The sequence below is a fragment of the Paenibacillus sp. JT22N7 genome, assembly GCF_059383875.1.
In genome coordinates this window covers 392921-416371 of record NZ_JBXENY010000005.1, presented here as the reverse complement: position 1 = coordinate 416371, position 23451 = coordinate 392921, and the positions used below count along the sequence as shown (strand labels likewise).

Sequence of the window (23451 nt, the reverse complement as noted above, 5' to 3'; positions counted from 1 at the left end):
AGTGGAGATAAGAGGAGGGCAGCTGCCCTTCTCTTATTTTTTTATAGTGGGGTCTTCATAGCTTGTAAACCACGCAAACATATTAATGCTATTTTGTCAAATTTGCAGAGGCAGTGGCAATTTGACGTCTTCCAAATCTTCCATCATACTAAACTTAATTAAAGCGAAAGGTCGGTTGACTTGATGGAAAACAACATTATTGAATCTACTTTGAAGGAATTGCTTTCTGTCGTTAAGATCATCAACGAACGGGTCGGAACGTTGGAAGAAGGTCAGCAAGCCCTTACTGAAAGTCACCAGGTGCTTGTTAGTGGTCAACAATCGCTTGCTGAAAGTCATCAGGCACTTGCTGAAAGTCATCAGGCGCTTGCTGAAAGTCATCAAGCGCTTGCTGAAAGTCAGCGCGAAGGCTTTAGAAAAGTGAATGAGCAGCTGGAACGTATGGAATTAAAGCTTGAAGCGACCTTTGAGCAGACAGCGCGCATTACCGAGGTGGTATCATCTGTAATCGTTGATCGGCTTGACGCCCATCGGAACATGATTGCGAAGGTCGAAGAAGAGGTTGAAATTTTAAAAAGTCGTCATAAATCATAAGCTCGTAAGCAGAAGAAGAGGAGGGCTGCTGCCCTCCTCTTCTTTCGTTGCATTAAATATTTTTTATTTTTGCAGACTTGCTTTTATTCAAAAATCAACGATTAAGCTCCTCGTAATCCGCCCTCGTCAAGCCGTAAAAGACCAAGTCCTCAAATTCGCCCCATTTGAAAATATGCTGCTTGAATTCGCCTTCATATTTCATGCCAACTTTTTTCATGACATTGGAGGAAGAAGGGTTTTTGGCCATAGCTGCTGCCATAATTTTATTCAACTCCAGCTGCTCAAAGCCGAATTGGATGACACGCTTTGCCGCTTCTGTGGCGTAGCCATGCCCCCAATAAGGCTTGCCTGACCAGTAAGATAGCTCGCCTCGCTGATCGGGCTTGCTCAGATTCAAGCTCATGCAGCCGATTAAGGCATCGTCTTTTTTGCGGGTCACTGCGAAAGGGAAGCCCTCTCCATTGCTTGCTCTAATTGTATTGTTGCTAATCCAATCCTCGGCTGCCCCATCAGGATAGGGGTAAGGAATAGACAGTGTTGTACTTGCTACTTCAATATTGCCGGCCAGTTTCTGGACTCTGCTTGCGTCGTCTAAGTTAAACGCTCTCAAAATCAATCGTTCTGTTTCTAGTGTTGGCTGCATAAGGAAACACCTCACAATAATTGATTTTTTTGAAATATAGGAAAGGATATGATTATCCATCCATTCTCTATATTTCTCGGAATGAAACGCGCTGTGCCGCCAAAGGACGGCGATAGCCGCTTCACCTTGAAATATAGGAAAGTATATCATTTCGTTATCCTTTCTTTATATTTCATCGCGAAACGAAGCTTTGCCGCCAGAGGACGGCAAAGCCGTTTACGCTTGTCTTATCCTATTTTATAGGCTTAACCTTCTAAATAGCAATGTGTGAATGGTCATGGGCATACGCAGACCATTTGCCTTGAATAAGCTCATGGAATGACTGAGTATGACCGTTTGTGAAAATAATAGTTAAATAAACCAATTGACATCACGAAAATGACTGAATATAATCGGTTTATAAATAAAACGTTCACAATCATTCATTTGAATGGCTGAATGATTTCATAAACGATCAAATAGGCGGTGAGGAACATTTTTGGTGAAGAACGCAAAAATTTAATTTTAGCTTTAGTAGAAGAGCAGAAGCGAGTTGACCTGCAGGCACTATGTGAAAAGTTTCAAGTATCGGAGTCGACGATTCGCCGGGATTTGCGGGAGATGGAGGAAGCCGGGCTGCTTAAGCGCACGCATGGCGGAGCGATATCCATTCGCAGCGTTAACTTTGAACCGAGCTTTTCCGAGCGGGAGATTACATCAACGGAGCAAAAGAAAGCGATTGCAGCTAAAGCGGTTCAATGGATTAGCAATGGGGATACGATTTTGCTGGACTCCGGCACAACTACTTTTTATTTGATGCAGCAATTGACAGCGTTTACGAAGCTGACGGTTGTGACCAATTCGCTCATGCTTCCGCAGGATTTGGAGCTGCCGCCAGGCATTGATGTCATTGTACTAGGCGGGGCTTACCGGCCTGGCGTATTGTCACTGGTCGGGCCGATTACCGAGCGCAGCCTGGATTTCATTAAGGTTGACAAGGCGTTTATGGCGACGAACGGCATGGATTTGGAGGAAGGGCTCAGCACGCCGAACGTGGTCGAAGGAGATATCAAGCGCAAAATGATCAAGCGCGCTGACCGCATTATTTTACTCAGCGACAGCAGCAAGGTGAATCAGATCAGCTTCGCGCGCTTCGCTGATTGGAGCGATATTGACGTGTGCATTACCGATTCGGATATGCCGGAGGAATTTGCCCGGAAGCTGGAGGAGCGAGGCGTCGAGGTGTATCGAACCTCGGCAGGAAAGGAGGCGTAACAGCATGTCCAAGCAGCAAGTCATTACACTTACTTTGAATCCTTCCATGGACAAGACGATTATGCTTCAGGAGCTGAAGCTGGGCGGGCTCAACCGGGCGGAGGACATTCGCTTTGATCCCGGCGGGAAAGGCATTAATGTGGCGCGAATCGTACACACCTTTGGAGCCAGCGTTACCGCCGCTGGATTCATCGCTGGCGGCATTGGCAAGCGAATTAAAGATGAGCTGGATCGTTCAGGCATTCATACGGCATTTGTTGAAGTACCGGGCGAGACGCGGACGAATATGAAGCTTGTAGATCAGAAGCAGCGAACGACGACCGAGGTGAATGAGCCGGGCTTTGCGGTCAGCGAAAGCCAGCTTTCCGAGCTGGATCAGCTGCTGGATGAGCTGCTGCCGAAAGCGTCGGTACTCGTCCTTGGAGGCAGTCTGCCGAAGGGGGCGCCGCCACAGCTGTATCATGATTATATTTTGAAAGCGCGCAAGCTAGGCGTACGTACGATTCTGGATGCGGATGGCGAGGCGATGGTTTCTGGCATCAAAGCGATTCCTTACGCGGTCAAGCCCAATCATTATGAGCTGGAGCAGCTCGCTCAGCGCAAGCTGGACTCGGAAGAGGAAATCGTACAGGCGGGAAGACAGCTGCTTGCTCAGGGGATAACGCTCGTTATGATATCGATGGGCGCAGATGGGGCCATCGTCATGAGCGGCAACGAAGCCTACTTGGCAAAGCCGTTTCCTATTGAGGCGCTGAGCACTGTTGGCGCAGGAGATTCAATGGTAGCCGTGCTTGCGCAGGCGCTATTGCAAAATAGCAGCCTCGAAAATGTGGCAAGGTGGAGTACGGCCGCTGGAACGATAACGGCTTCCAAAGCAGGCACCCAAGTATGCGAGTTTGAGGAAATTCGCAGCCGGGCGGGCGATATAAATATTCAGGCATTGTGATTATATTGAAGCGACTGGCGACATCATAAGGGAGGAATTGACATGAAGAAATTGCTGGCTGTAACTTCTTGTCCGACTGGCATTGCCCATACGTATATGGCCGCGGAATCATTGCTAAAAATGGCAGAGGAGAAAGGTGTTCCGCTGAAGGTTGAAAAGCGCGGCGCGCTTGGCGTAGAGGATGAGCTTACGCCGGAGGAAATCGCCGAAGCGCACGCGATTATTTTGGCAGCGGATACCGATGTACTGGAAGCTCGATTTGCAGGCAAGCCGATTATTAAAGTTGGCGTGGCCGAAGGCATCCGCAATCCAGCGGGCTTGATTGAGCAGGCGCTGGCGAAAGAAGCGGCTCAAGCTGGGGCGGCCGCGCCTGCACAGGAGCAGACGAAGAAAGAGGGCAGCTCTGTGCGAACAGGAGCCTATAAGCACTTGATGACAGGTGTGTCGAATATGCTGCCGCTCGTTGTCGCTGGCGGAATCATTATTGCGATTTCGTTTATTTTCGGTATAAAAGCGTTCCAAGAGGAAGGTACGCTCCCAGCAGCGCTGATGAACATTGGCAGCGGGGCGGCATTTGCCTTAATGATTCCAATTTTGTCCGGCTTTATTTCCTTCTCGATCGCAGACCGGATCGGTCTTGCTCCCGGACTTGTAGGCGGAATGCTGGCCAGCCAGCTGGGAGCCGGCTTCCTCGGTGGTATTATTTCAGGCTTTCTTGCCGGTTATGTGGCAAAATGGCTGCGGCATGCGATCAAGCTGCCGAAATCGCTGGAAGGCATTAAGCCGATCCTCATTATCCCCGTGCTGTCGACGCTCATAGTCGGGCTGATCATGATTTATGTTGTAGGAACGCCAGTGAAGACATTGATGGATATTTTGACGACATGGCTGACAGGTCTGAATTCAACGAATGCGATTTTGCTCGGCTTGCTGCTTGGGGCTATGATGGCGTTCGATATGGGCGGTCCGCTTAATAAGGCAGCGTATACATTTGCTGTCGGCTTGCTTGCAAGCCATGTGTATGGCCCAATGGCAGCCGTGATGGCAGCGGGAATGACTCCGCCGCTTGGCTTGTGGCTTGCCACCGTCATACGCAAAAACAAATTTTCCAAAGAAGAGCGCGACGCGGGAAAAGTTGCAGGAGTCATGGGGCTGGCCTTTATTACCGAAGGCGCTATTCCTTTCGCGGCCGCTGATCCGCTTCGTGTCATCCCAGGTACGGTGCTTGGTTCCGCAGTAGCGGGCGCGCTGTCGATGGTGTTTGGCGCGACGCTTCAAGCGCCGCATGGCGGGGCATTCGTACTCGCTATTCCAAATGCAGTGACGCATCTCGGCGCTTATGCCGCAGCTATTGTCATCGGTTCTGTTGTTACAGCCGTAACGGTATCCTTGCTCAAAAAAAATAAGCTGGCAGCAGCTTAAATCCCACTCCATGGAGGTAATGACCATGTCATCCCAAACCTTATTAAATATTGAAACAATCATTCTCGATTCATCCGCTGATGACCGTCAAGCCGTTATTAAAGAGCTTGCTGAGCGACTGCAATCGGCTGGTTATTTGAACGATGAGGCTGCTTTTCTAGCTTCGGTTGAAGCGCGTGAGCAGCATGCGTCAACAGGCATCGGCTTTGGCGTTGCGATTCCGCATGGCAAATCCGCTGGAGTCATTAAGCCAGGCTTAGCTTTTGCCCGTCTCGCACAGCCAATTGACTGGGGCTCCCTTGATGGCAAGCCGGTCACTTCGATTATTTTGCTGGCCATTCCGGAATCGGAGGCGGGCAAGGAGCATTTGCGGATTTTGGCTTCGGTATCGCGCAAGCTCATACACGAGAGCTTTCGCCAAGAGCTGCTGGTTGGCCAAAGTGCAGCAGATATTTTGAAAACATTGGAAAGCGCCCTGTAAGCACAGCGAGATTAAAGGAGGAAACAGAGCGATGCAAACACGTGTATTGACAATCATAAATGAAGAAGGGCTGCATTTGCGTCCGGCCCAAGTGCTGGCTAATGCTGCAGGACAATTCGCAGCGGATATTTACGTAGAGGTGGTTGGCGGCGGGGAGGCAAATGCGAAAAGCGTGCTTGGCATCATTGCGCTTGGTTTGGAAAAAGGTGCTGAAGTCAAGCTGTCGGCAGACGGCGAAGATGAGGAGCAGGCTGTCGCCAAGCTTGCTGAATTATTCGAGCAAGGTTTCGGAGAGCAATGAGCGAGCAGCGCATCAAAGGCATCGGCGTCTCGGAAGGTATCCGCTTCGGGAAAGCATTCATCTATGGCGCGCCTGCTGTAGAGGCGGCTTATCCTCAGCGGATTGAGCCGGAGCAGGTGGAGGCGGAGCTTGAACGTCTGGAGCAGGCGAAGCGCCAGTCGGCAGCAGAGCTGAATACGATCATTGCCAAAACCGAGGCGAAGCTGGGGAAGGACAAAACGGCAATTATCGAGGGGCAGCTGAGCTTTCTGGATGATCCCGCCTTTTACGGCGATATTCGCGGTCAAATTAAGCGCAAGCAGGCGTCCGCTGAACAAGCGGTACAAACCGTGCTGGCCCAGCTTTCCGCATTGTTTGAGAAGATGAACAATGCATACGTAAAGGAACGCATTCATGATGTGAAGGACGTTGCGGATCGGCTCATGAGCCATTTGCAGCAGGTTTTTTATCCGGATCTGGCGAGTATTACAGAGCCTGTTATTTTAGTAGCGGAAGATTTAACGCCTTCCGTTACTGTCCAGCTTGATCGCAGCATTGTGCTTGGCTTTGTGACACGGGTTGGCGGAGAAACGACGCATACAGCGATTTTGTCCCGTTCGCTCGGCATTCCTGCGGTTGTGGGCACTGGTGCTGCTTTCGAGCAGCTGAGCCATGGTGAGGAGCTGATTCTGGACGGTACGGAGGGCGTTATCGTGCTGAATGCCGATCAGGCTACCCGCTCTGACTATGAAGGCCGGCAGCAGGAGGAGCAATCCGCAGCATGGAAGCTTGAAAAATACAGGCTGCTGCCAGCACAGACGGAAGATGGCAAGCTGATCGAGCTCGCTGTAAACGTCGGCATGCCGGAGGAAATGCGAGATGGTCTTGTGGACGAGGCCCATGGGGCCGGCTTGTTCCGAACAGAATTTCTGTTCATGAACGCTGACCGCTTCCCGGACGAAGAAAAACAATTTGCTGTATATAAACAGCTTGCTGAAGCTTGGAAAGGCAAGCCTATCGTTATCCGCACGCTGGATATTGGCGGAGACAAGGAGCTGTCCTATTGGGATTTGCCGCATGAGGACAATCCATTTCTCGGCAATCGCGCTATCCGCCTTTGTCTGAATGAGCGGGAGCTCTTCCGCACCCAACTGCGGGCGATCGTTCGTGCCAGCGCCTTCGGCACCGTTAAAATCATGTTCCCGATGATATCCTCCATGCAGGAGTTCCGCGCTGCCAAGCAGTTGACGCTTGAAATCATGGACGAGCTGAAGGAGCAGGCCATCGCCTTTGATGAAAAACTGGAAATCGGCATTATGGCCGAGGTTCCGTCTGTCATTCAGCTGGCGGACCGTTTCGCCAAAGAGGTTGACTTTTTCAGCATTGGCACAAACGATTTGGTGCAATATACGCTTGCCGTTGACCGCATGAACGAGAAGGTCGCGCACTTATATGATTATTTCCATCCGGCGGTTATCCGCTCGATTCGCAGCTTGATACAAGCGGCGCACAAGGAAGGCAAATGGGTTGGCATGTGCGGTAAAATGGCGGGCGATCCGCTCGCAGCACCGCTGCTGCTCGGGATGGAGCTGGATGAATGGAGTATGGATGCCGCTTCTCTGATGAAGCAAAAGTTTACGCTGTCTAGACTAAATGTGCAGGATAGCGCCCAACTGCTAAGCGATGTGCTTGATCTCGACACGGCTGAGGAAGTTCGGCAGCACATTAAAGCTTTCCATGCTTCCAAATTTAGTGATTAGCATATGTATGGCAAATAGGTTTGGGCATTATGCCGCCCATTCTACCCATACTGACCAGTAAGAAGCCATTTAGGACGCTTTCGTAATCTTCGATTCCTTCAGCAGGAGCGAAGTTGCGGAGGCGTTTTTCTTTTTGTTAAAAAAATTAATTTTACATATGTTCATAATTTGATGAGTGATAGACAGCGGAAATGGATGATTTATTAAAGGAATTGACGAAAAAACGTAATATCAGCATTGAAACGCTTCATTTAGTGAACATAAGTCCAAGTGTTTGTTTACATATGACCAAATACATGTTAAACTGAGTGTGTATTTGAGGAACTCGTATATGGGGAAGGGGAACAGGTCATGTTAAATTTGTCTGGAATGATTGATCATACGCTGCTGCGTGCTGACGCGACGAAAGCAGAGATCGCTAAGCTGACGGAGGAAGCGAAACAATATGAATTTGCTTCGGTCTGTGTAAATCCGACTTGGGTCGCTTTTGCCGCTGAGCAGCTGGCAGGAAGCAAGTCCAAAGTTTGCACCGTTATCGGCTTTCCATTAGGAGCATCGACGAGCGCCGTTAAAGCTTTTGAAACGGGCAATGCGATTGCAAATGGTGCAGACGAAATTGATATGGTTATCAACATTGGCGCTTTGAAAGACGGCAACGATGATTACGTGGAGCAGGACATTAAAGCGGTTGTTGATGCGGCAGCAGGCAAAGCGATTGTGAAGGTCATTATTGAGACAAGCCTGCTCACCGATGAAGAAAAGGTTCGTGCTTGCGAGCGTTCGTTGAAAGCCGGAGCCGATTTTGTAAAAACCTCGACGGGCTTCTCTACTGGCGGAGCAACAGCTGAAGATGTAGCGCTTATGCGCAAAACAGTCGGAGACAAGCTTGGCGTTAAAGCATCGGGCGGCGTTCGCGGTCTTGAGGATATGAAAAAAATGATCGAAGCAGGCGCAACGCGCATTGGAGCAAGCTCCGGCGTGAAAATTATGCAGGGCGAGCAATCCAGCGCCGCTTATTAATGAAGTAACCATAGAACACGGTGCTGCTCCTTTCCGAAGGAGCGGCCCGCTTTTCTCGATAAACGAAAGAGCGGCGGCATCAGCATAACTTTGTAAGCGCTCTATTCGGCCAATCAACTTCCATAATGATGAAAAAATAGGAGGCGGCAACTATGAAATACATCGTAGCTTTATTAGGCCTGCTTGTTGTGCTAGGATTGTCCTATATCGTCAGCAACAATAAGAAAAATATTCGTTTCAAGCCGATTGCCATCATGATCGTTTTGCAGGTGGTTCTTGCCTTTGTCCTATTAAATACGTTTGCGGGCGCGACCTTGATTAAAGGTTTTTCCGGCGTGTTCGAGCAGCTGCTTTCCTACGCGCAGGAAGGAATCAACTTTGTATTTGGCGGCATTTTAAATGAAGGACAATTTTCCTTTTTCCTGTCGGTTCTGCTGCCGATCGTCTTCATTTCCGCGCTAATTGGTATTTTGCAATATTTGAAAATCCTTCCCTTTATCGTAAAGGGCATCGGATATGTGTTAAGCAAAGTCAATGGCATGGGCAAGCTGGAGTCGTATAATGCGGTCGCATCAGCCATTTTGGGCCAATCGGAAGTATTCATTTCGGTCAAAAAACAAATTGGCCTGCTGCCGAAGCATCGCCTGTATACGCTGTGCGCCTCGGCAATGTCCACCGTATCGATGTCGATTGTCGGCTCGTATATGCAAATTTTAGACCCGAAATATGTGGTGACCGCGCTCGTCCTCAACCTGTTCGGCGGCTTTATTATCGCTTCCATTCTTAACCCGTATACGGTGGAGGAAGGCGAGGACGTGCTGCAAGTACAGGAGGAAGGGGAGAAGCAGACCTTTTTCGAAATGCTGGGCGAATATATTATGGATGGCTTCAAGGTTGCGATTATTGTCGCGGCGATGCTGATCGGTTTTATTGCTCTCATCGGCATGATTAATGGATTGTTTCTTGGCATTCTCGGCATTTCCTTTCAGCAAATACTTGGATTTATTTTCGCTCCTTTCGCTTTTATTATGGGGGTGCCGTGGAAAGATGCCGTTGATGCGGGAAGCATTATGGCCACGAAAATGGTTTCGAATGAATTTGTAGCGATGCTGGAAATTAGCAAATATCCTAATCTTTCGGCCAAAGCAGTCGGCGTCGTGTCGGTGTTTCTCGTCTCTTTTGCTAATTTCTCCTCCATTGGCATCATTGCAGGCGCGGTCAAAGGCTTGCATGAGAAGCAGGGCAATGCCGTTGCACGCTTCGGCATGAAGCTGCTGTATGGTGCAACGCTGGTCAGCGTGCTGTCGGCGACGATTGCAGGGATTTTCATTTAAAATATTAGGAAGGATATGATTTTTCTATCCTTTCTCTATATTGCAACGCGAAACGGCAGCTTTGCCGCCAGAGGACGGCGAAAGCCGTTTACGCTTGAGGAGAGGCGGTGCCAGGCATGGCAGCATTTGAACGGATACATTTAATTGTAATGGACTCGGTAGGCATCGGCGAAGCGCCGGATGCTGCCGCGTTCGGAGACTTTGGCGTCCATACGCTCTCGCATATTGCCCGCGAGATGGGCGGACTGCATATGCCGAATATGGCTGCGCTTGGACTGTCGAATATTGAACCGATTGCCGGAGTTCCGGCTGCGGATCATCCGCTTGCTTTTTATACGAAAATGCAGGAGGCGTCCAGCGGCAAGGATACGATGACAGGGCACTGGGAGATGATGGGCCTTCATATCGAGACGCCATTCCGCGTCTTTGCAGATGGCTTTCCAGATGAGCTGATTGCCCGCATTGAGAAGAAGACAGGCCGCAAGGTCATCGGCAATAAAGCGGCTAGTGGAACGGAAATTATTGAAGAGCTGGGCGAAGAGCATGTGAAGACAGGAGCGCTCATTATTTACACCTCGGCGGATTCGGTGCTGCAAATTGCTGCGCACGAAGAAATTGTACCGCTTAAAGAGCTGTACGACATATGCGAATACTGCCGGGAAATTACGCTGGAGGACCCGTATATGCTGGGGCGGATTATTGCCCGGCCGTTTGTAGGGGAGATCGGACATTTCAAGCGTACCGCTAATCGCCATGATTATGCGCTTAAGCCTTTTCAGCCAACGGTGATGAATACGCTGAGGGATGCGGGTCTAGCTGTCATATCGCTTGGCAAAATTGCCGATATATTTGATGGAGAAGGGGTTACGAAGGCCATTCGCACCGTCTCGAATGAAGATGGCATGGATAAGCTTGTTGAGGTGCTGGATGAGCCATTCAAGGGCCTCAGCTTCCTAAACCTTGTCGATTTTGATGCGCTGTACGGCCACCGCCGCGATCCGCAAGGGTACGGACAGGCTTTGGAGCAATATGATGCCAGACTGCCAGAAGTATTCGATAAGCTGACGGAGCAGGATTTGCTCATCATTACGGCTGATCATGGCAATGATCCGACCTATGTAGGAACGGATCACACCCGCGAATATGTGCCGCTACTCGTCTATTCGCCGCGTTTCAAGCAAGGCGGCAGGCAGCTCGCGATCAGAAGCACCTTCGCTGATGTTGGAGCAACCATTGCGGATAATTTCGGCGTTACATGGCCTGATCACGGAACCAGCTTCATGCCGTCGTTAAATGAACCAATGAACGAATCAACTAACTAAATGAACGAAGCAGAGGAGATATTACAATGAGTGTTCATATTAATGCAAAGCAAGGCGACATCGCCGAAACGATTTTATTGCCAGGCGACCCGCTAAGAGCGAAATATATTGCGGATACGTATTTGGAAAATGTAACGTGCTACAACGAAGTGCGCGGTATGCTGGGCTTTACAGGGACGTACCAAGGCAAGCGTATTTCGGTGCAGGGAACAGGTATGGGCGTACCGTCCATCAGCATTTACGTCAATGAACTCATTCGCGAATATGGCGTGAAAAATCTCGTTCGTGTCGGCACATGCGGCGCCATGCAAAAAAGCGTAAACGTGCGCGAGGTTATTTTGGCGCAAGCGGCTTGTACGGATTCCAGCATGAATCGCCACGTATTCGGCGGCTATGACTTCTCGCCAATTGCCAGCTTTGAGCTGCTGAAGGCGGCTTACGAGCGCGGCATAGCCAAAGGCCTCAAGCTGCATGTCGGCAATATTTTCTGCTCGGACAGCTTCTATCGGGATGATAAGTCCATTGTCGAGAAGCTGATGGAGCATAATGTGCTTGGCGTTGAAATGGAAACGACGGCGCTTTATACGCTGGCTGCAAAATATGGCGTCAATGCCCTGACGATTTTGACCGTAAGCGACCACCTGTTGACCGGCGAGGAAACGACTTCTGCCGAAAGACAAAGCACATTCAATGACATGATGGAAGTAGCGCTGGAAACGGTAACTTCCCTGTAATAGGCAAGGTAGCCTAGCTAATAAATTTATTTAAAACCGTGAGGAGAATGCAGCATGAGAATGGTAGACCTGATTGAGAAAAAACGCGATGGTGAAGTGCTGAGCGCTGAAGAAATTAACTTCTTCATTCAAGGGTATACGAAAGGCGAAATTCCTGATTATCAGGCCAGCGCAATGGCAATGGCGATTTTCTTCAAGGATATGACGGAGCAGGAGCGCGCTGATTTGACGATGGCGATGGTGAATTCCGGCGATACGATCGATCTGTCAGCCATTGAAGGCGTGAAGGTAGACAAACACTCCACTGGCGGTGTAGGCGACACGACGACGCTTGTACTGGCCCCGCTCGTTGCGGCGCTGGACATTCCAGTTGCGAAAATGTCGGGACGCGGCCTCGGCCACACCGGCGGGACGACAGATAAGCTTGAAGCGATTGCTGGCTTCCACGTGGAGCTTGCGAAGGAAGAATTTGTTCGTCTCGTGAACAAGGATAAGATCGCTGTCGTTGGCCAATCCGGCAACCTGACGCCAGCTGACAAGAAGCTGTATGCGCTGCGCGATGTTACAGCAACCGTTAACTCCATTCCGCTTATCGCAAGCTCGATTATGAGCAAAAAAATCGCTGCCGGCTCCGACGCTATCGTGCTTGACGTGAAGACAGGTGCAGGCGCCTTCATGAAGACGGTAGACGATGCGAAGGAGCTTGCGCACGCAATGGTGAGCATCGGCAACAACGTTGGTCGCAAAACGATGGCGGTCATTTCCGACATGAGCCAGCCGCTGGGCTTTGCAATCGGCAACGCTTTGGAAGTGAAGGAAGCGATTGATACGCTGCAAGGAAAAGGTCCAAAGGACTTGGAGGAGCTTTGTCTGGCGTTAGGGCGTCAAATGGTCTATTTGGCGAACAAAGCAAGCTCGCTGGAAGAGGCGGAGGAAATGCTGAAGGAAGTCATTCGCAATGGCAAAGCGCTGGAGAAATTCAAAGTGTTTATTGCCAATCAGGGCGGAGATCCAACGGTTGTTGACCATCCAGAGAAGCTGCCGCAAGCGGCTTACTTAATTGAAGTGCCAGCGAAAACCGACGGTGTTGTAGCGGAGATAGTTGCCGACGAAATCGGTACGGCAGCAATGCTGCTGGGTGCAGGACGCGCAACGAAGGACTCGGAAATCGATCTGGCTGTAGGCTTAATGCTGAATAAAAAAGTGGGCGACACCGTCAAAGCCGGCGAATCGCTCGTAACCATTCATGCCAATCGTGAAAATGTGGACGATGTGCTCGCGAAAATTTATGACAATATCCGTATCGGCGATAAAGTCGAAGCTCCTGTCTTGATTTACGGCACCGTAACCGAGTAGAAATAAAGTCATTTGGGTATAAAATACAAGCCGCCATCCGGGTGCAGTTGCTGCCGGGATGGCGGTTTTTGTGCTGCAAGGAAACGGCTGGCAAAGGTTTAAATAGGGTTTATAAAAGGTTTATAAGGTCATGAAACAGAAATGCTTAACCTACAAATACTTAACAACTAAAATATTTGACAATAAGGTAAAATGCCCTTATTATATGTGATGGGACAGCTGTCCATTGGGAAATGGGCACGTAAGTCATCTTGTGTAGATAGGCAGGGGGAGAACAAATGTCGCAAGCAGCATCGAAAGGCGGCGCAGAGCCTGAATTCCGCTTGGCAAGCATTATCGTACCGATGATCGCCATTATTTCAGGCATATTTATGGTTATTTTGGATTCAACAGCGATGAATGTGGCGTTGTCTAGACTCGTCATTGATTTTAAAACCGATTTGCCAACGATTCAATGGACGGTAACGGGCTATATGCTGGCGACGGCGGCGGTTATTCCGCTTTCAGGCTGGCTTTCGGATCGCTTTGGAGCCAAAAATATATTTTTAGGCTCGGTTGTAGCCTTCACCTTGGCATCATTGCTGTGCGCATTGCCTAGCAGCGCCGAGTGGCTCATCGTATTTCGGATTATTCAAGGCTTGGGCGGCGGTTTCGTTATGCCGGTCGCTATGGCTTATGTGTTTCGTTTAAGCCCGCCGAATAAGGTAGGGCAAGTCATGGGGATGATGGGCGTGCCGATTTTGCTCGCGCCTGCGGTTGGCCCGATTTTGGCGGGCTGGCTCGTGGAATATCACTCCTGGCACTGGATTTTCCTGATAAACATTCCGGTCGGCATTTTCAGCATTATATTCGGCCTTTGGAAGCTGCCGAAGACGGAGCGCAAGCAGGTCACCGGCATTGATATTCCAGGCATGATTTTAGGGCCGCTTGCATTTGCCGCCTTATCCTACGGGGTTACGCAAGGCGCGGAAAGCTGGTCTTCGGATAAAACGATTGGCGGGCTCGTTATCGGCGGCATTGCGCTCATCGCATTTATTATCGTAGAGCTGCGTTCAAAAACACCGCTGCTGGAGCTTCGCGTGTTCCGCTCGGTCGACTTTTCATTCAGCATTTTTGTGCAGTGGCTGCTGCAATTTTCGCTTTTCGGCGCGATTTTCCTGCTTCCGCAATTTCTGCAGCAGGCACGCGGCTACGGCGCCTTTGATACGGGGCTGACCTTGTTCCCGCAGGCGCTAGCTTCCGCATTTATGATGCCGATTGGCGGCTATTTGTTTGATAAAATCGGGGTGCGATGGCTTGTCGTTATTGGCCTCAGCCTTGTATCCGGTGCGATTTTTCAATATACGCAGGTCGATTTGACGACTGAAGGCAGCGACTTGCTGCTTCCGCTCATTATGGCGGGCATGGGCTCCGGCCTCATGATGATGCCGCTCAACTCGCATTTGCTGCAAAAAGCGCCGCGCGAGCTCGTCAGCCGGGTCACGTCGCTAACAAGCGCTTTGCAGCAAGTTGTCAGCTCCTTCGCGGTTGCTACTTTAGTTACGGTGCTCTCTTCACGAGTGAAGACGCTCATTGTGGATCAGCAGCTGCCGCTTACGACGCCTGCCGAAGTGCAGAAAGCGACGCTAGCCGTTGCGCCGGAAGCATTCGGCTATACGTTCGGCATTATGCTCGTTATTGCCATCGTCGGCATTTTCCTCGGCTTGTTTCTGCGCAGAGGGAAAGTGCAAGCGGGAGCGGAAGAGCAGAAGAGCAAGCAGGAATTGGGGCTTGAAGGACTGCATTAATTTAATTCAATCAAACTTACGTCAGACGCCTGGTTCGCCAGCGGCGGTCTGGCGTATTTTTTTATTGTTCAGGTCAGCTTACTATTGACATTTGGTCTATAAGTTATAGACTACAGATATGAGGTCGATAACTTATAGACCAAGGAGTGGGAAAATGAAAGGCTATAAGCTTACAGAAAGCGAAATTAAGTTTACCGATTTAATCTGGAAAAACGAACCCATAAGTTCTGGTGATCTTGTGAAACGATGTCAAGAGGAAATGAATTGGAAAAAGTCCACAACCTATACTGTGCTGAAAAAAATGTGTGAAAAAGGTTTATTACAAAATGAAAATTCAGTCGTTTCTTCTTTGATTACAAGGGATGAATATTACGCAAATCAAAGCCAACGTTTTGTTGAAGATACGTATGGAGGGTCCTTGCCCAAATTTTTAACAGCGTTTATGGGCGGAAGAAAATTAAATAACCGCCAAGCAGAGGAGCTGAAAAAGCTGATTGATGAACACAAGGAGGGGTAATCATGAGCGAGCTATTTCTGTCTGTTTTAAACATGAGCCTTACAGCAAGCTATGTCATTCTTGTTGTCATATTAATCAGGCTGCTGCTTAAAAAAGCTCCGAAGGTCATCTCTTATGCTTTATGGGGAGTGGTAGCTTTCCGGCTTGTCGTTCCAGTCACCTTTGAGAGTGTATATAGTCTGTTGCCAAGGAATGGGGATCGAAATCCAATACCTCAAGCTAGTATGCCTCAGCAAAGTCCGCAGATTAATAGTGGGATAGAAGTGGTCGATTCAATTGCAGGCGGGACAATACCAGCAATGGCTGCACAGGATAGTGTGAATCCATGGCAGATTTACATACAAATTGGTTCATATATTTGGATTTTATGTATGCTGGTTTTGCTTATTTATAGTCTTGCATCTGTATTTCTCTTGAAAAAACAGCTCAAAGATGCCCAACGGGTAGAGCGGAATATCTACGAAGCTGGGAATTTGAAAACACCTTTTGTACTTGGCTTTATACGACCAAAAATTTATTTGCCCGTTGGACTCGATGCCACGGAGCGCAGCTACATCCTGCTGCACGAGCAGACTCACATTAAACGATTGGATCATATCATTAAGCCAGCAGCCTTCTTACTATTATCCGTGCACTGGTTTAATCCTCTTGTATGGGTAGCCTTCATGTTAATGAGTAGGGATATGGAATTTTCCTGTGATGAACGTGTATTGAAAAAGATGGATTTTGATGTGGCTATAAAAAAATCTTACGCGTCCTCCTTATTATCACTTGCTGCGGATAGACCTATTTTGAATGGAAATCCGCTTGCTTTTGGTGAGGGAAATGTGAAGGGGAGGATTAAAAACGTATTAAATTATAGAAAGCCAAAATTCTGGTTACTTGCTTTCTCAATCATCATTTTGCTAGCAGTTGGGATTGGATTGATAGCAAATCCTGTAATAAAGGGGAGAGATGCATTAGAACAAATAACTGACTTAGAGAATATATCATCAGGTGAAGAAGTTTCGTTGGAACGACCAGAGAAATCAGCAGCAGAAATATTAAAAGAACTAGCCAATCAACCATTTTCAATTAGTGGGAATCAAATTGGTGATGACGATCAAGAAACCGTAGTCACATTTGGAAAAGCTTTTGTGAATTTGTATACCGGTGCTGTTGCAGAACAAGAAACAGTAACCTTTAGAAATTACATATCTAATGAAAATCTTCTTAAATACACAAATACAATGTTAGAGCTAGAACAAAGAAAAGAACTAAAGGGAGCAATCAGTGTCCATTTCGGTTTGGAAAATGAATTCAAGGAAGCAGAGCTCAAGAAACTGGACGTAAATCTCTACTACGTAAGTTTACCATTTTCGAACCAAGGGTCTGGAATGAACCTTCAGATGTTAGTTCAAGCTGAAAACAAGGCATTAAAAATCGTTGATTATTATTTTGGAAACAAAGATGGTGTAGATACGATTGCAACAGGACATCCCGCTGATAGAAAGCTTCATGATCCAAAACGATGGGATGACCAAGTGTGGGTTGATGGAGTTTTTGAAAAGCTTGATAAAATAGAAATTTGAACGGAATTTTAATCTAAACGTCATTTTACAAGGAATGAAGCGTTAGCAAATAGCCATACCAAAAGCGCCTTGCCTGCATAACGCAGGGCAAGGCGCTTTTCCCGCTGGTGTCTCCCATTCAGCCTAACGGTTTTGCCCTGGTTCCCGCAATAACCTCTTTGTTACCCGATTGGATGCTTGCGAGAGCAAAGCAGCGGTATGTGCACGCAATAGCTCCCGGATAAGCTCCATAAATGCAATCCCCCTTCTGCTTCAGTTCATACATTCTATTAAAATGCCAGAGAGATGTGCTAGTCTCTTAATCTATCAGGCGAAAGTTGATGAATATATCGGTTAAGGACAATGGACTATAGCGTTCTAACCTTTCAGCTGCTTGCGGTAATCCGTAGGTGACACGCCGATAATCTTCTTGAACAGCCGGGAAAAATAATACGGGTCCTTAAAGCCGAGCGACAGGCTGACCGCTTTCACGCTTTGGTCGGTAAGGTCAAAAAGCTGTCCGGCGCGCTGCATTTTCAGCCGCAAATAATAGTCAATGGGAGCGTAGCCAGTAGATTGCTTAAAAAGATGATTAAGATGCTGCTTGGATATGCGCGTTCGCGTAACCAAATCGTCCAAGGTCAAATGGCCTTCCAGCTGTTCCTTCATATATTGGATAGCCTGTTCAATATAAGCGAGCATCTTCTCGTCCTGCTTGCGCTTTGGAATGAGCGAAATGAAGCTGAGCAAATAACGAACCGTTTGCGAAATATGCAGCTGATGAATGACCGAATAGGACTTGGCTGAAAGCAGCTCGTAGCATTGGTTGAATAGCTCGACGATTTTCTCTGCCTCCGGCAGGGAGACGTGGAGCAGTTCAGCTTCAAGGCCAAGGCTTTCCAGCAGCTGCACCAGCTCCTCGCCCCGAAAGTGAAACCAGTAGATGCTCCATGGATTCGCCGTATTGGCCCCGTAGCTATGAGGGGTAAAGGCGGGAATGATGGAGACGGTTTTTTCCGTTACTTGAATCGTCTCCTCGCCGCCGAGCTTGATCCAGCCTTCCCCGTTCGTGCAATAGATGAAAATATAAGCATCGCAGCCTTTGGGCCGCTCCCGGTAATGGTGCTTGGCCCGGTGAAAATAGCCAATATCCGTTACATAGGCTTGGCGAATAATCGGGTGGCTGGTCATCTCCTCAAGCTGGTAGGAGGGCAAAACAATGAGCTTCTCCGTCTCGAAGCCTTGCGTTTTTTTGTTGAGCATGGTGAAGCAAGCCTCCTCGTTCCTTATGGCTATATTGTAAGCGGTTGGAGCTTCCAGCCGCAAGTGATGCATTAACGCAAAATCAGAATATGCTCCATTAGGAACAGATGATTGTTAATGGAAAAGCGGGCATAGGCGCGGTACAGTGGAGGAAGATAAAGGAGGTAATGGCTTTATGAGTAAGCACCAAATAGCTGTAAAACTGAATGAGCGCAATAAGGAGATTACGACAGGCACATTGTCCGGCAATAAAGGAAGCAATCCGAAAGGAGAAAGCTTCGGTTTTACGAATTTTTACATGACGCGCAATGGCGAGCCTTTTATTCCTGTCGTCGGTGAGTTTCATTTTTCCAGATTTTCTTATTTGTACTGGGAGGAAGAGCTGCTCAAGATGAAGGCAGGCGGGGTGCACATAATCGCTACCTATATATTTTGGAATTACCACGAGGAGAAGGAAGGGCGCTTTAATTGGAATGGCAACCGCAATCTCCGCCATTTTATAGATTTATGCGCCAAGCTGGAGCTGCCGCTCGTGCTTCGAATCGGCCCTTTCTGCCACGGCGAGGTGCGTAATGGCGGCATTCCGGATTGGGTGTTCGACAAGCCGCTCGTCATTCGCTCGAATGATGAGCTGTATTTGAACTACGCAGCGCGCCTGTACCGCGAAATTGCAAGGCAGATGAAAGGCTCGCTGTTTCAAGAAGGCGGCCCGGTTATTGCAATTCAGCTCGAAAATGAATTTATGCACTGCGGCGCTCCGCTGGACTCATGGGGCTACAAAACCGGAATATTCATGTCTTCGGGCACGGGCGGCAATGCGCATTTGGACAAGCTCAAAGCGATTGCGGCAGAAGCGGGCATTCGCCCGCTGTTCTTTACGGCAACGGCATGGGGAGGAGCGGCGGTGCCGGAAACGGATACGCTCCCGATGCTTGCAGGCTATGCGTATACGCCTTGGATTCCTAATCAGCCGCCAAGCGGCGAATATATTTTCCGCGATCTTCATGTAACACCGATGGAGAAGGTCAATTATCCTTCTGCACAATATCCCGTCGCATATTGCGAGATGGCAGGAGGCATGCAGGTCAGCTATACGGCAAGGCCGCATGTGAGCCCAGACAGTGTGGAAGCGATGACGCTTGTAAAGCTGGCTAGCGGCAGCAATCTGCTCGGCTATTACATGTATCATGGCGGCTCGAATCCGCGCGGGGAAAATGGTTTTCTCAACGAATACGGCTTGCCGAAAATAACGTATGATTACCAGTCTCCGCTAGGCGAGTTTGGACGCATTGGCGAATCGTACGACCGTATCCGCACGCTCAGCTTGTTCATGGAAGCTTACGGTGCAATTTTGGCACCGATGGGAACGGTGCTGCCGGAAGGACAAGCGGAGCTGCATCCTGAAAATACGGAGGAGCTGCGCTATTGCCTGCGGCAGAAGGATGGCTCGGGCTTCCTGTTCCTGAACAATTTTCAGGATCATGTAGACATGCCAGACCGGGAGGAAGTAACGGTGACGCTGGATACGTCCAGAGGACAGGCGAGATTTCCGCATACCGGGAGCTTGCGGCTCAAGCAGGGAATTAGCGCGGTGCTGCCGTTCCACTTGGAAGCAGCAGGCATTCGCATCGTTTCCGCTACGGTTCAGCCATTGACGAAGCTTGCGGATTTAGAGGAGCCGCTGCTTGTCTTTTATGCGCATGAGGGACTGAGCCCAGAGCTTGTTATAGCTGTTGACACGGTCGCGGGCGTAACTAGCGATGGTGGCGGCACTGTGGAGCAGCAGGACGGGGTTTATATAGTGCGTCCGGCAGTGGGCAAGCAGCATGTCGCTGAAGTGAAGCGTAAAGACGGGAACGTCGTTCGTATACTCGTCCTTTCCAGAGAAGAGGCGCTGAACACCTATCGCCTCCGCGTGTGGGGAGAAGAACGCCTGCTGATCAGCGACAGCCACCTTTATGCAGCGGGCGGGCAGCTCATTTGCACCTCGCCAGGCAAGGCGGAATGGCAAGTTGCCATGTATCCGGCAGCTGAAGCCGAGCTCAAATCAAGCCAAGGCAGCCTTTCTCCTGCTGCCGGAGGCTTGCTCCAGACATATACGGTGAAGGTTGCGGCCTATGAACCTCAGCTTCTCATCAAGAATACGTCAAGTCGTCATGCGGCCGTGCAAATCGATGCTTATTGGCCAGAGCAGGTAGCAGACTTGTTTCTTCATATTGAATATGATGGCGATGTAGCCGCTGCTTATTTGAATAATGAGCTGTTGACGGACCATATCCATTATGGCCAAGCTTGGCCGATTGGGCTGAAGGGCTTCCAAAATGAACTGCTGGATAATGAGCTTCAGCTCGCGATTACTCCGATTCGAAAAGGTACGACGCATACGTTCGTAAATCAGGCGTTCGTGGAGCGCTTTGAAGGTGTGGAAATGGCAGCGTTTCATGAGATCAAAGCGGTGCCGTATTATGTGACGGCATTGTCTCAAGTGTTCAAATAAGCCGCTAATTGAAGGGGAAAAGCAGGCACGCCAGTGCCCGGCAAGCAGCAAGCGCCGGGAAACAGGCGTGTTTGCTGTCGTTTTTATGCGTTTTTTGACGAGAAAGGTACTAATTTATATATGACTTTGTCCGCAATATTGAGGGTACTGCAAAGGAAGAGGTCTGGCTTATGATGAATATATAAGCTTGGCGACGGATTTGAGCCACGGCGCTGCAAGAGCGACGAACCATAAAAACTAAAGGAGTGACCATCGCAGTGACAACACAGCAACAGCAAAATATTCAGCCATGGAAGCTATGGTACAAGCAGCCAGCGAGCCGTTGGGAGGAAGCGCTGCCGATCGGCAATGGCCGACTGGGCGGCATGGTATTTGGAGATGCGCGCAAGGAGAGAGTGCAGCTTAACGAGGATACGTTATGGTCTGGATTTCCACGCGACACCAACAATTATGAAGCATTGCGGTATTTGAAAAAATCGCGCGAGCTCATTTTTGCTGGGCAATACGGCGAGGCCGAGACGCTTGTGCAGGATAAAATGCTAGGTATGAACACGGAGGCTTACCAGCCTCTAGGCGATCTTTATATGGAACATCGCCAGCTGGGAAGCGATAGCGGAACTTCTGCTTTTCGCCGTGAGCTTGACCTTGATACAGGAATTGCTTCGTCTGCGTATACAGTAGATGGCCGATCGTTTCGCCACGAAATATTCGTAAGCGCCGTCCATCAAGTGATGTGCATTCGCTATGAGGCGCTGGACGGCGGGGAGATTTCTCTAACGGCAGGGCTGGAGTCGCCGCATCCGGTGCAGCTGACGGAAGGTAGCGGCGGCGCGCTTGTACTGAGCGGGACATGCCCATCCCATATTGCCGACAACTATCGTCAGGATCATCCGAAGTCGGTGCTTTATGAGCAGGGCCGGGGTGTTTCCTTCGAGGCAAGGCTGCAATTGCTAGGTGCAGGCGCGACTAACATCGTAGGTGGCTCCAGCAGCTCGCTTACTGTAAGCGGACACGGCACGGTTACGCTTCTGCTTGCGGCTGCTTCCAACTTTGCCGGCTATCAGGTGATGCCGGTTAATGATTCCGCGGCATTGGCGCTTAAAAATGAGCAGCCACTAGCGATTGCATCGGCGCTCGGCTATGAGGAGCTGCGCAGCCAGCATATTGCCGAGCATCAGCGGCTTTTCCGCCGGGTAGCTATCGATCTCGGTACTAGCCCGAATGCGCTGCTTCCAACAGATGAGCGGCTTGCAGGCTATAAGCGGGGCGAGGCAGATCCGCAGCTGGAGGCTTTATATTTTCAATATGGCCGGTATTTGCTAATGCAGAGCTCAAGGCCCGGTACGCAGCCAGCCAACTTGCAGGGCATATGGAATGACCGGGTACAGCCGCCATGGAACAGCAACTATACGACGAATATCAATACGCAAATGAACTATTGGCATGCGGAAATTTGCGGGCTGGGCGAATGCCATGAGCCGTTGATTGATATGATTAGCGAGCTTAGCCAGACCGGCAGCCGAACTGCGTCTATTCATTATAATGCGCGCGGCTGGGTCGCCCATCACAATGTGGATCTATGGCGGGCCTCGACTCCTTCGGGCGGGCATCCAAGCTGGGCTTTCTGGCCATTCGGCGGCATTTGGCTTTGTCTGCATCTCTGGGAGCATTATGCGTTTAATCCAGATCTGGCCTACTTGCGCGAACGTGCGTATCCGGTCATGAAGCAAGCTGCGCTGTTCTGTCTGGACTGGCTGCAGGAGACAGAGAATGGCGTACTTGTAACAGTTCCGGCAACTTCGCCGGAAAATATGTACAAGCTGCCAGATGGCAGCGGCGGCACAAGCAGCGTTTCTCTGGCAACGACTATGGATATTTCACTTATTAAAGAGCTATTCACGCTTTGCCTGCACGCAGCCGATTTGCTAGGCGAGGATGAAGCGCTGCGCAGCGAGTGGCAGGAAGCGCTTGTGAAGCTGCCCCCATTTCAGGTTGGTTCGGATGGCAGGCTGATGGAATGGGTTGAGGAATATGAGGATCATGAGCCGGGACATCGCCATGTATCGCATTTAATTAGCCTGTACCCGGGTTTTCTGATTAATGCGGAGAAGGAGCCAAAGCTGCTGGAGGCTGGCCGGGAATCGCTGAGACAGCGAATCGCGAGCGGCGGCGGCCATACGGGCTGGAGCTGCGCTTGGCTGATTAACTTATATGCAAGGCTGGGCGAGCCGGAGCAGGCGCATCATTTTATCGAGACGCTGCTTTCCCGCTCGACGCATCCGAATTTGTTCGACGATCATCCACCGTTCCAAATTGATGGAAATTTCGGCGGGACAGCAGGTATTGCTGAACTGCTGCTTCAAAGCCATACGCAGGAGCTTGCGCTGCTGCCCGCACTGCCAAAAGCATGGCCGGACGGTTCCGTACGAGGACTGCGGGCGCGCGGCGGCTTCATGATCGATATGGAATGGAAAAATGGACGTCTGGCGTCTGCCCGCATCGAGTCATTGGCAGGCTCGCTATGCACGCTGCGCAGCGGCGATCTGGAGCTGGCCGTACAAATGGAAGGCGAAGGCACGCTAGTCGCAATGCAGGGCGAGCGGTTTGAAACGTCGGCTGGCGCTGTATATACCGTCTTGCCGAAGGAAGCACTGTAAGCTTAAATCATACACCTATATATAGAAGATATAG

At 49.7% G+C, this 23451-nt stretch carries 19 protein-coding genes; 17 read left to right on the top strand and 2 right to left on the bottom strand.

Features of this window, described 5'->3' with window-relative positions:
- Nucleotides 1-183 precede the first annotated feature (183 nt).
- On the top strand, nucleotides 184-594 hold the full coding sequence (locus AC50Y5_RS16330) for a hypothetical protein (RefSeq protein WP_494862098.1): 411 nt from the start codon (nucleotides 184-186) through the stop codon (nucleotides 592-594).
- A 94-nt stretch (nucleotides 595-688) separates the two neighbouring features.
- Here AC50Y5_RS16330 and AC50Y5_RS16325 read toward each other — a convergent pair whose 3' ends face one another.
- Nucleotides 689-1237, bottom strand: a complete 549-nt coding sequence (locus AC50Y5_RS16325; RefSeq protein WP_056041996.1) for a GNAT family N-acetyltransferase — start codon at nucleotides 1235-1237, stop codon at nucleotides 689-691.
- A 465-nt stretch (nucleotides 1238-1702) separates the two neighbouring features.
- On the opposite strand from AC50Y5_RS16325, the gene AC50Y5_RS16320 reads away from it, so the two are divergent.
- The 14 genes from AC50Y5_RS16320 (at nucleotide 1703) to AC50Y5_RS16255 (ending at nucleotide 17021) form a co-directional block, all read left to right on the top strand.
- Nucleotides 1703-2491, top strand: a complete 789-nt coding sequence (locus tag AC50Y5_RS16320; RefSeq protein WP_237163278.1) for a DeoR/GlpR family DNA-binding transcription regulator — start codon at nucleotides 1703-1705, stop codon at nucleotides 2489-2491.
- A 4-nt stretch (nucleotides 2492-2495) separates the two neighbouring features.
- On the top strand, nucleotides 2496-3437 hold the full coding sequence (gene pfkB, locus AC50Y5_RS16315; protein WP_494862090.1) for a 1-phosphofructokinase: 942 nt from the start codon (nucleotides 2496-2498) through the stop codon (nucleotides 3435-3437).
- A 42-nt stretch (nucleotides 3438-3479) separates the two neighbouring features.
- Nucleotides 3480-4859 (top strand): PTS fructose transporter subunit IIC, encoded by a 1380-nt coding sequence (locus tag AC50Y5_RS16310; RefSeq protein WP_494862089.1) that lies wholly within the window; start codon nucleotides 3480-3482, stop codon nucleotides 4857-4859.
- A 25-nt stretch (nucleotides 4860-4884) separates the two neighbouring features.
- Nucleotides 4885-5340, top strand: coding sequence for a PTS sugar transporter subunit IIA (locus tag AC50Y5_RS16305; RefSeq protein WP_494862088.1), 456 nt, complete (start codon nucleotides 4885-4887; stop codon nucleotides 5338-5340).
- 31 nt (nucleotides 5341-5371) lie between these two features.
- A complete protein-coding gene (locus AC50Y5_RS16300; RefSeq protein ID WP_494862086.1) occupies nucleotides 5372-5641 on the top strand; it encodes an HPr family phosphocarrier protein in 270 nt (89 codons plus the stop codon).
- Nucleotides 5638-7380, top strand: a complete 1743-nt coding sequence (gene ptsP, locus AC50Y5_RS16295; protein WP_494862084.1) for a phosphoenolpyruvate--protein phosphotransferase — start codon at nucleotides 5638-5640, stop codon at nucleotides 7378-7380. The genes AC50Y5_RS16300 and ptsP overlap by 4 nt, the downstream gene beginning before the upstream one ends.
- 351 nt (nucleotides 7381-7731) lie before the next feature.
- The gene (deoC, locus tag AC50Y5_RS16290; protein WP_494862082.1) at nucleotides 7732-8400 is read left to right on the top strand and encodes a deoxyribose-phosphate aldolase; all 669 of its coding nucleotides are present in this window, start codon (nucleotides 7732-7734) and stop codon (nucleotides 8398-8400) included.
- A 152-nt stretch (nucleotides 8401-8552) separates the two neighbouring features.
- On the top strand, nucleotides 8553-9734 hold the full coding sequence (locus tag AC50Y5_RS16285; RefSeq protein ID WP_056041983.1) for a NupC/NupG family nucleoside CNT transporter: 1182 nt from the start codon (nucleotides 8553-8555) through the stop codon (nucleotides 9732-9734).
- Nucleotides 9735-9850: 116 nt separating this feature from the next.
- On the top strand, nucleotides 9851-11056 hold the full coding sequence (gene deoB, locus AC50Y5_RS16280) for a phosphopentomutase (protein ID WP_494862075.1): 1206 nt from the start codon (nucleotides 9851-9853) through the stop codon (nucleotides 11054-11056).
- Nucleotides 11057-11082: 26 nt separating this feature from the next.
- Nucleotides 11083-11790, top strand: a complete 708-nt coding sequence (gene deoD / locus AC50Y5_RS16275; protein ID WP_494862071.1) for a purine-nucleoside phosphorylase — start codon at nucleotides 11083-11085, stop codon at nucleotides 11788-11790.
- A 54-nt stretch (nucleotides 11791-11844) separates the two neighbouring features.
- On the top strand, nucleotides 11845-13146 hold the full coding sequence (locus AC50Y5_RS16270; RefSeq protein WP_056041979.1) for a pyrimidine-nucleoside phosphorylase: 1302 nt from the start codon (nucleotides 11845-11847) through the stop codon (nucleotides 13144-13146).
- Between the two features lie 278 nt (nucleotides 13147-13424).
- Nucleotides 13425-14933, top strand: coding sequence for a DHA2 family efflux MFS transporter permease subunit (locus AC50Y5_RS16265; RefSeq protein ID WP_494862069.1), 1509 nt, complete (start codon nucleotides 13425-13427; stop codon nucleotides 14931-14933).
- A 154-nt stretch (nucleotides 14934-15087) separates the two neighbouring features.
- Complete coding sequence (locus AC50Y5_RS16260) at nucleotides 15088-15450, top strand: BlaI/MecI/CopY family transcriptional regulator (RefSeq protein WP_056041975.1); 363 nt, start codon at nucleotides 15088-15090, stop codon at nucleotides 15448-15450.
- Between the two features lie 2 nt (nucleotides 15451-15452).
- Entirely contained in the window at nucleotides 15453-17021 is a 1569-nt protein-coding gene (locus AC50Y5_RS16255; protein ID WP_063892677.1) for a M56 family metallopeptidase, read from the top strand.
- Nucleotides 17022-17378: 357 nt separating this feature from the next.
- Here AC50Y5_RS16255 and AC50Y5_RS16250 read toward each other — a convergent pair whose 3' ends face one another.
- Nucleotides 17379-18263 carry an AraC family transcriptional regulator gene (locus tag AC50Y5_RS16250; protein WP_056041974.1) on the bottom strand — a complete coding sequence of 295 codons (885 nt, stop codon included), beginning with the start codon at nucleotides 18261-18263 and terminating at the stop codon, nucleotides 17379-17381.
- 175 nt (nucleotides 18264-18438) lie between these two features.
- On the opposite strand from AC50Y5_RS16250, the gene AC50Y5_RS16245 reads away from it, so the two are divergent.
- Both AC50Y5_RS16245 and AC50Y5_RS16240 read left to right on the top strand, forming a co-directional pair.
- Nucleotides 18439-20760, top strand: coding sequence for a beta-galactosidase (locus tag AC50Y5_RS16245; RefSeq protein ID WP_056041973.1), 2322 nt, complete (start codon nucleotides 18439-18441; stop codon nucleotides 20758-20760).
- Nucleotides 20761-21017: 257 nt separating this feature from the next.
- Complete coding sequence (locus AC50Y5_RS16240) at nucleotides 21018-23417, top strand: glycoside hydrolase family 95 protein (RefSeq protein WP_494862065.1); 2400 nt, start codon at nucleotides 21018-21020, stop codon at nucleotides 23415-23417.
- The last annotated feature ends 34 nt before the right edge of the window (nucleotides 23418-23451 follow it).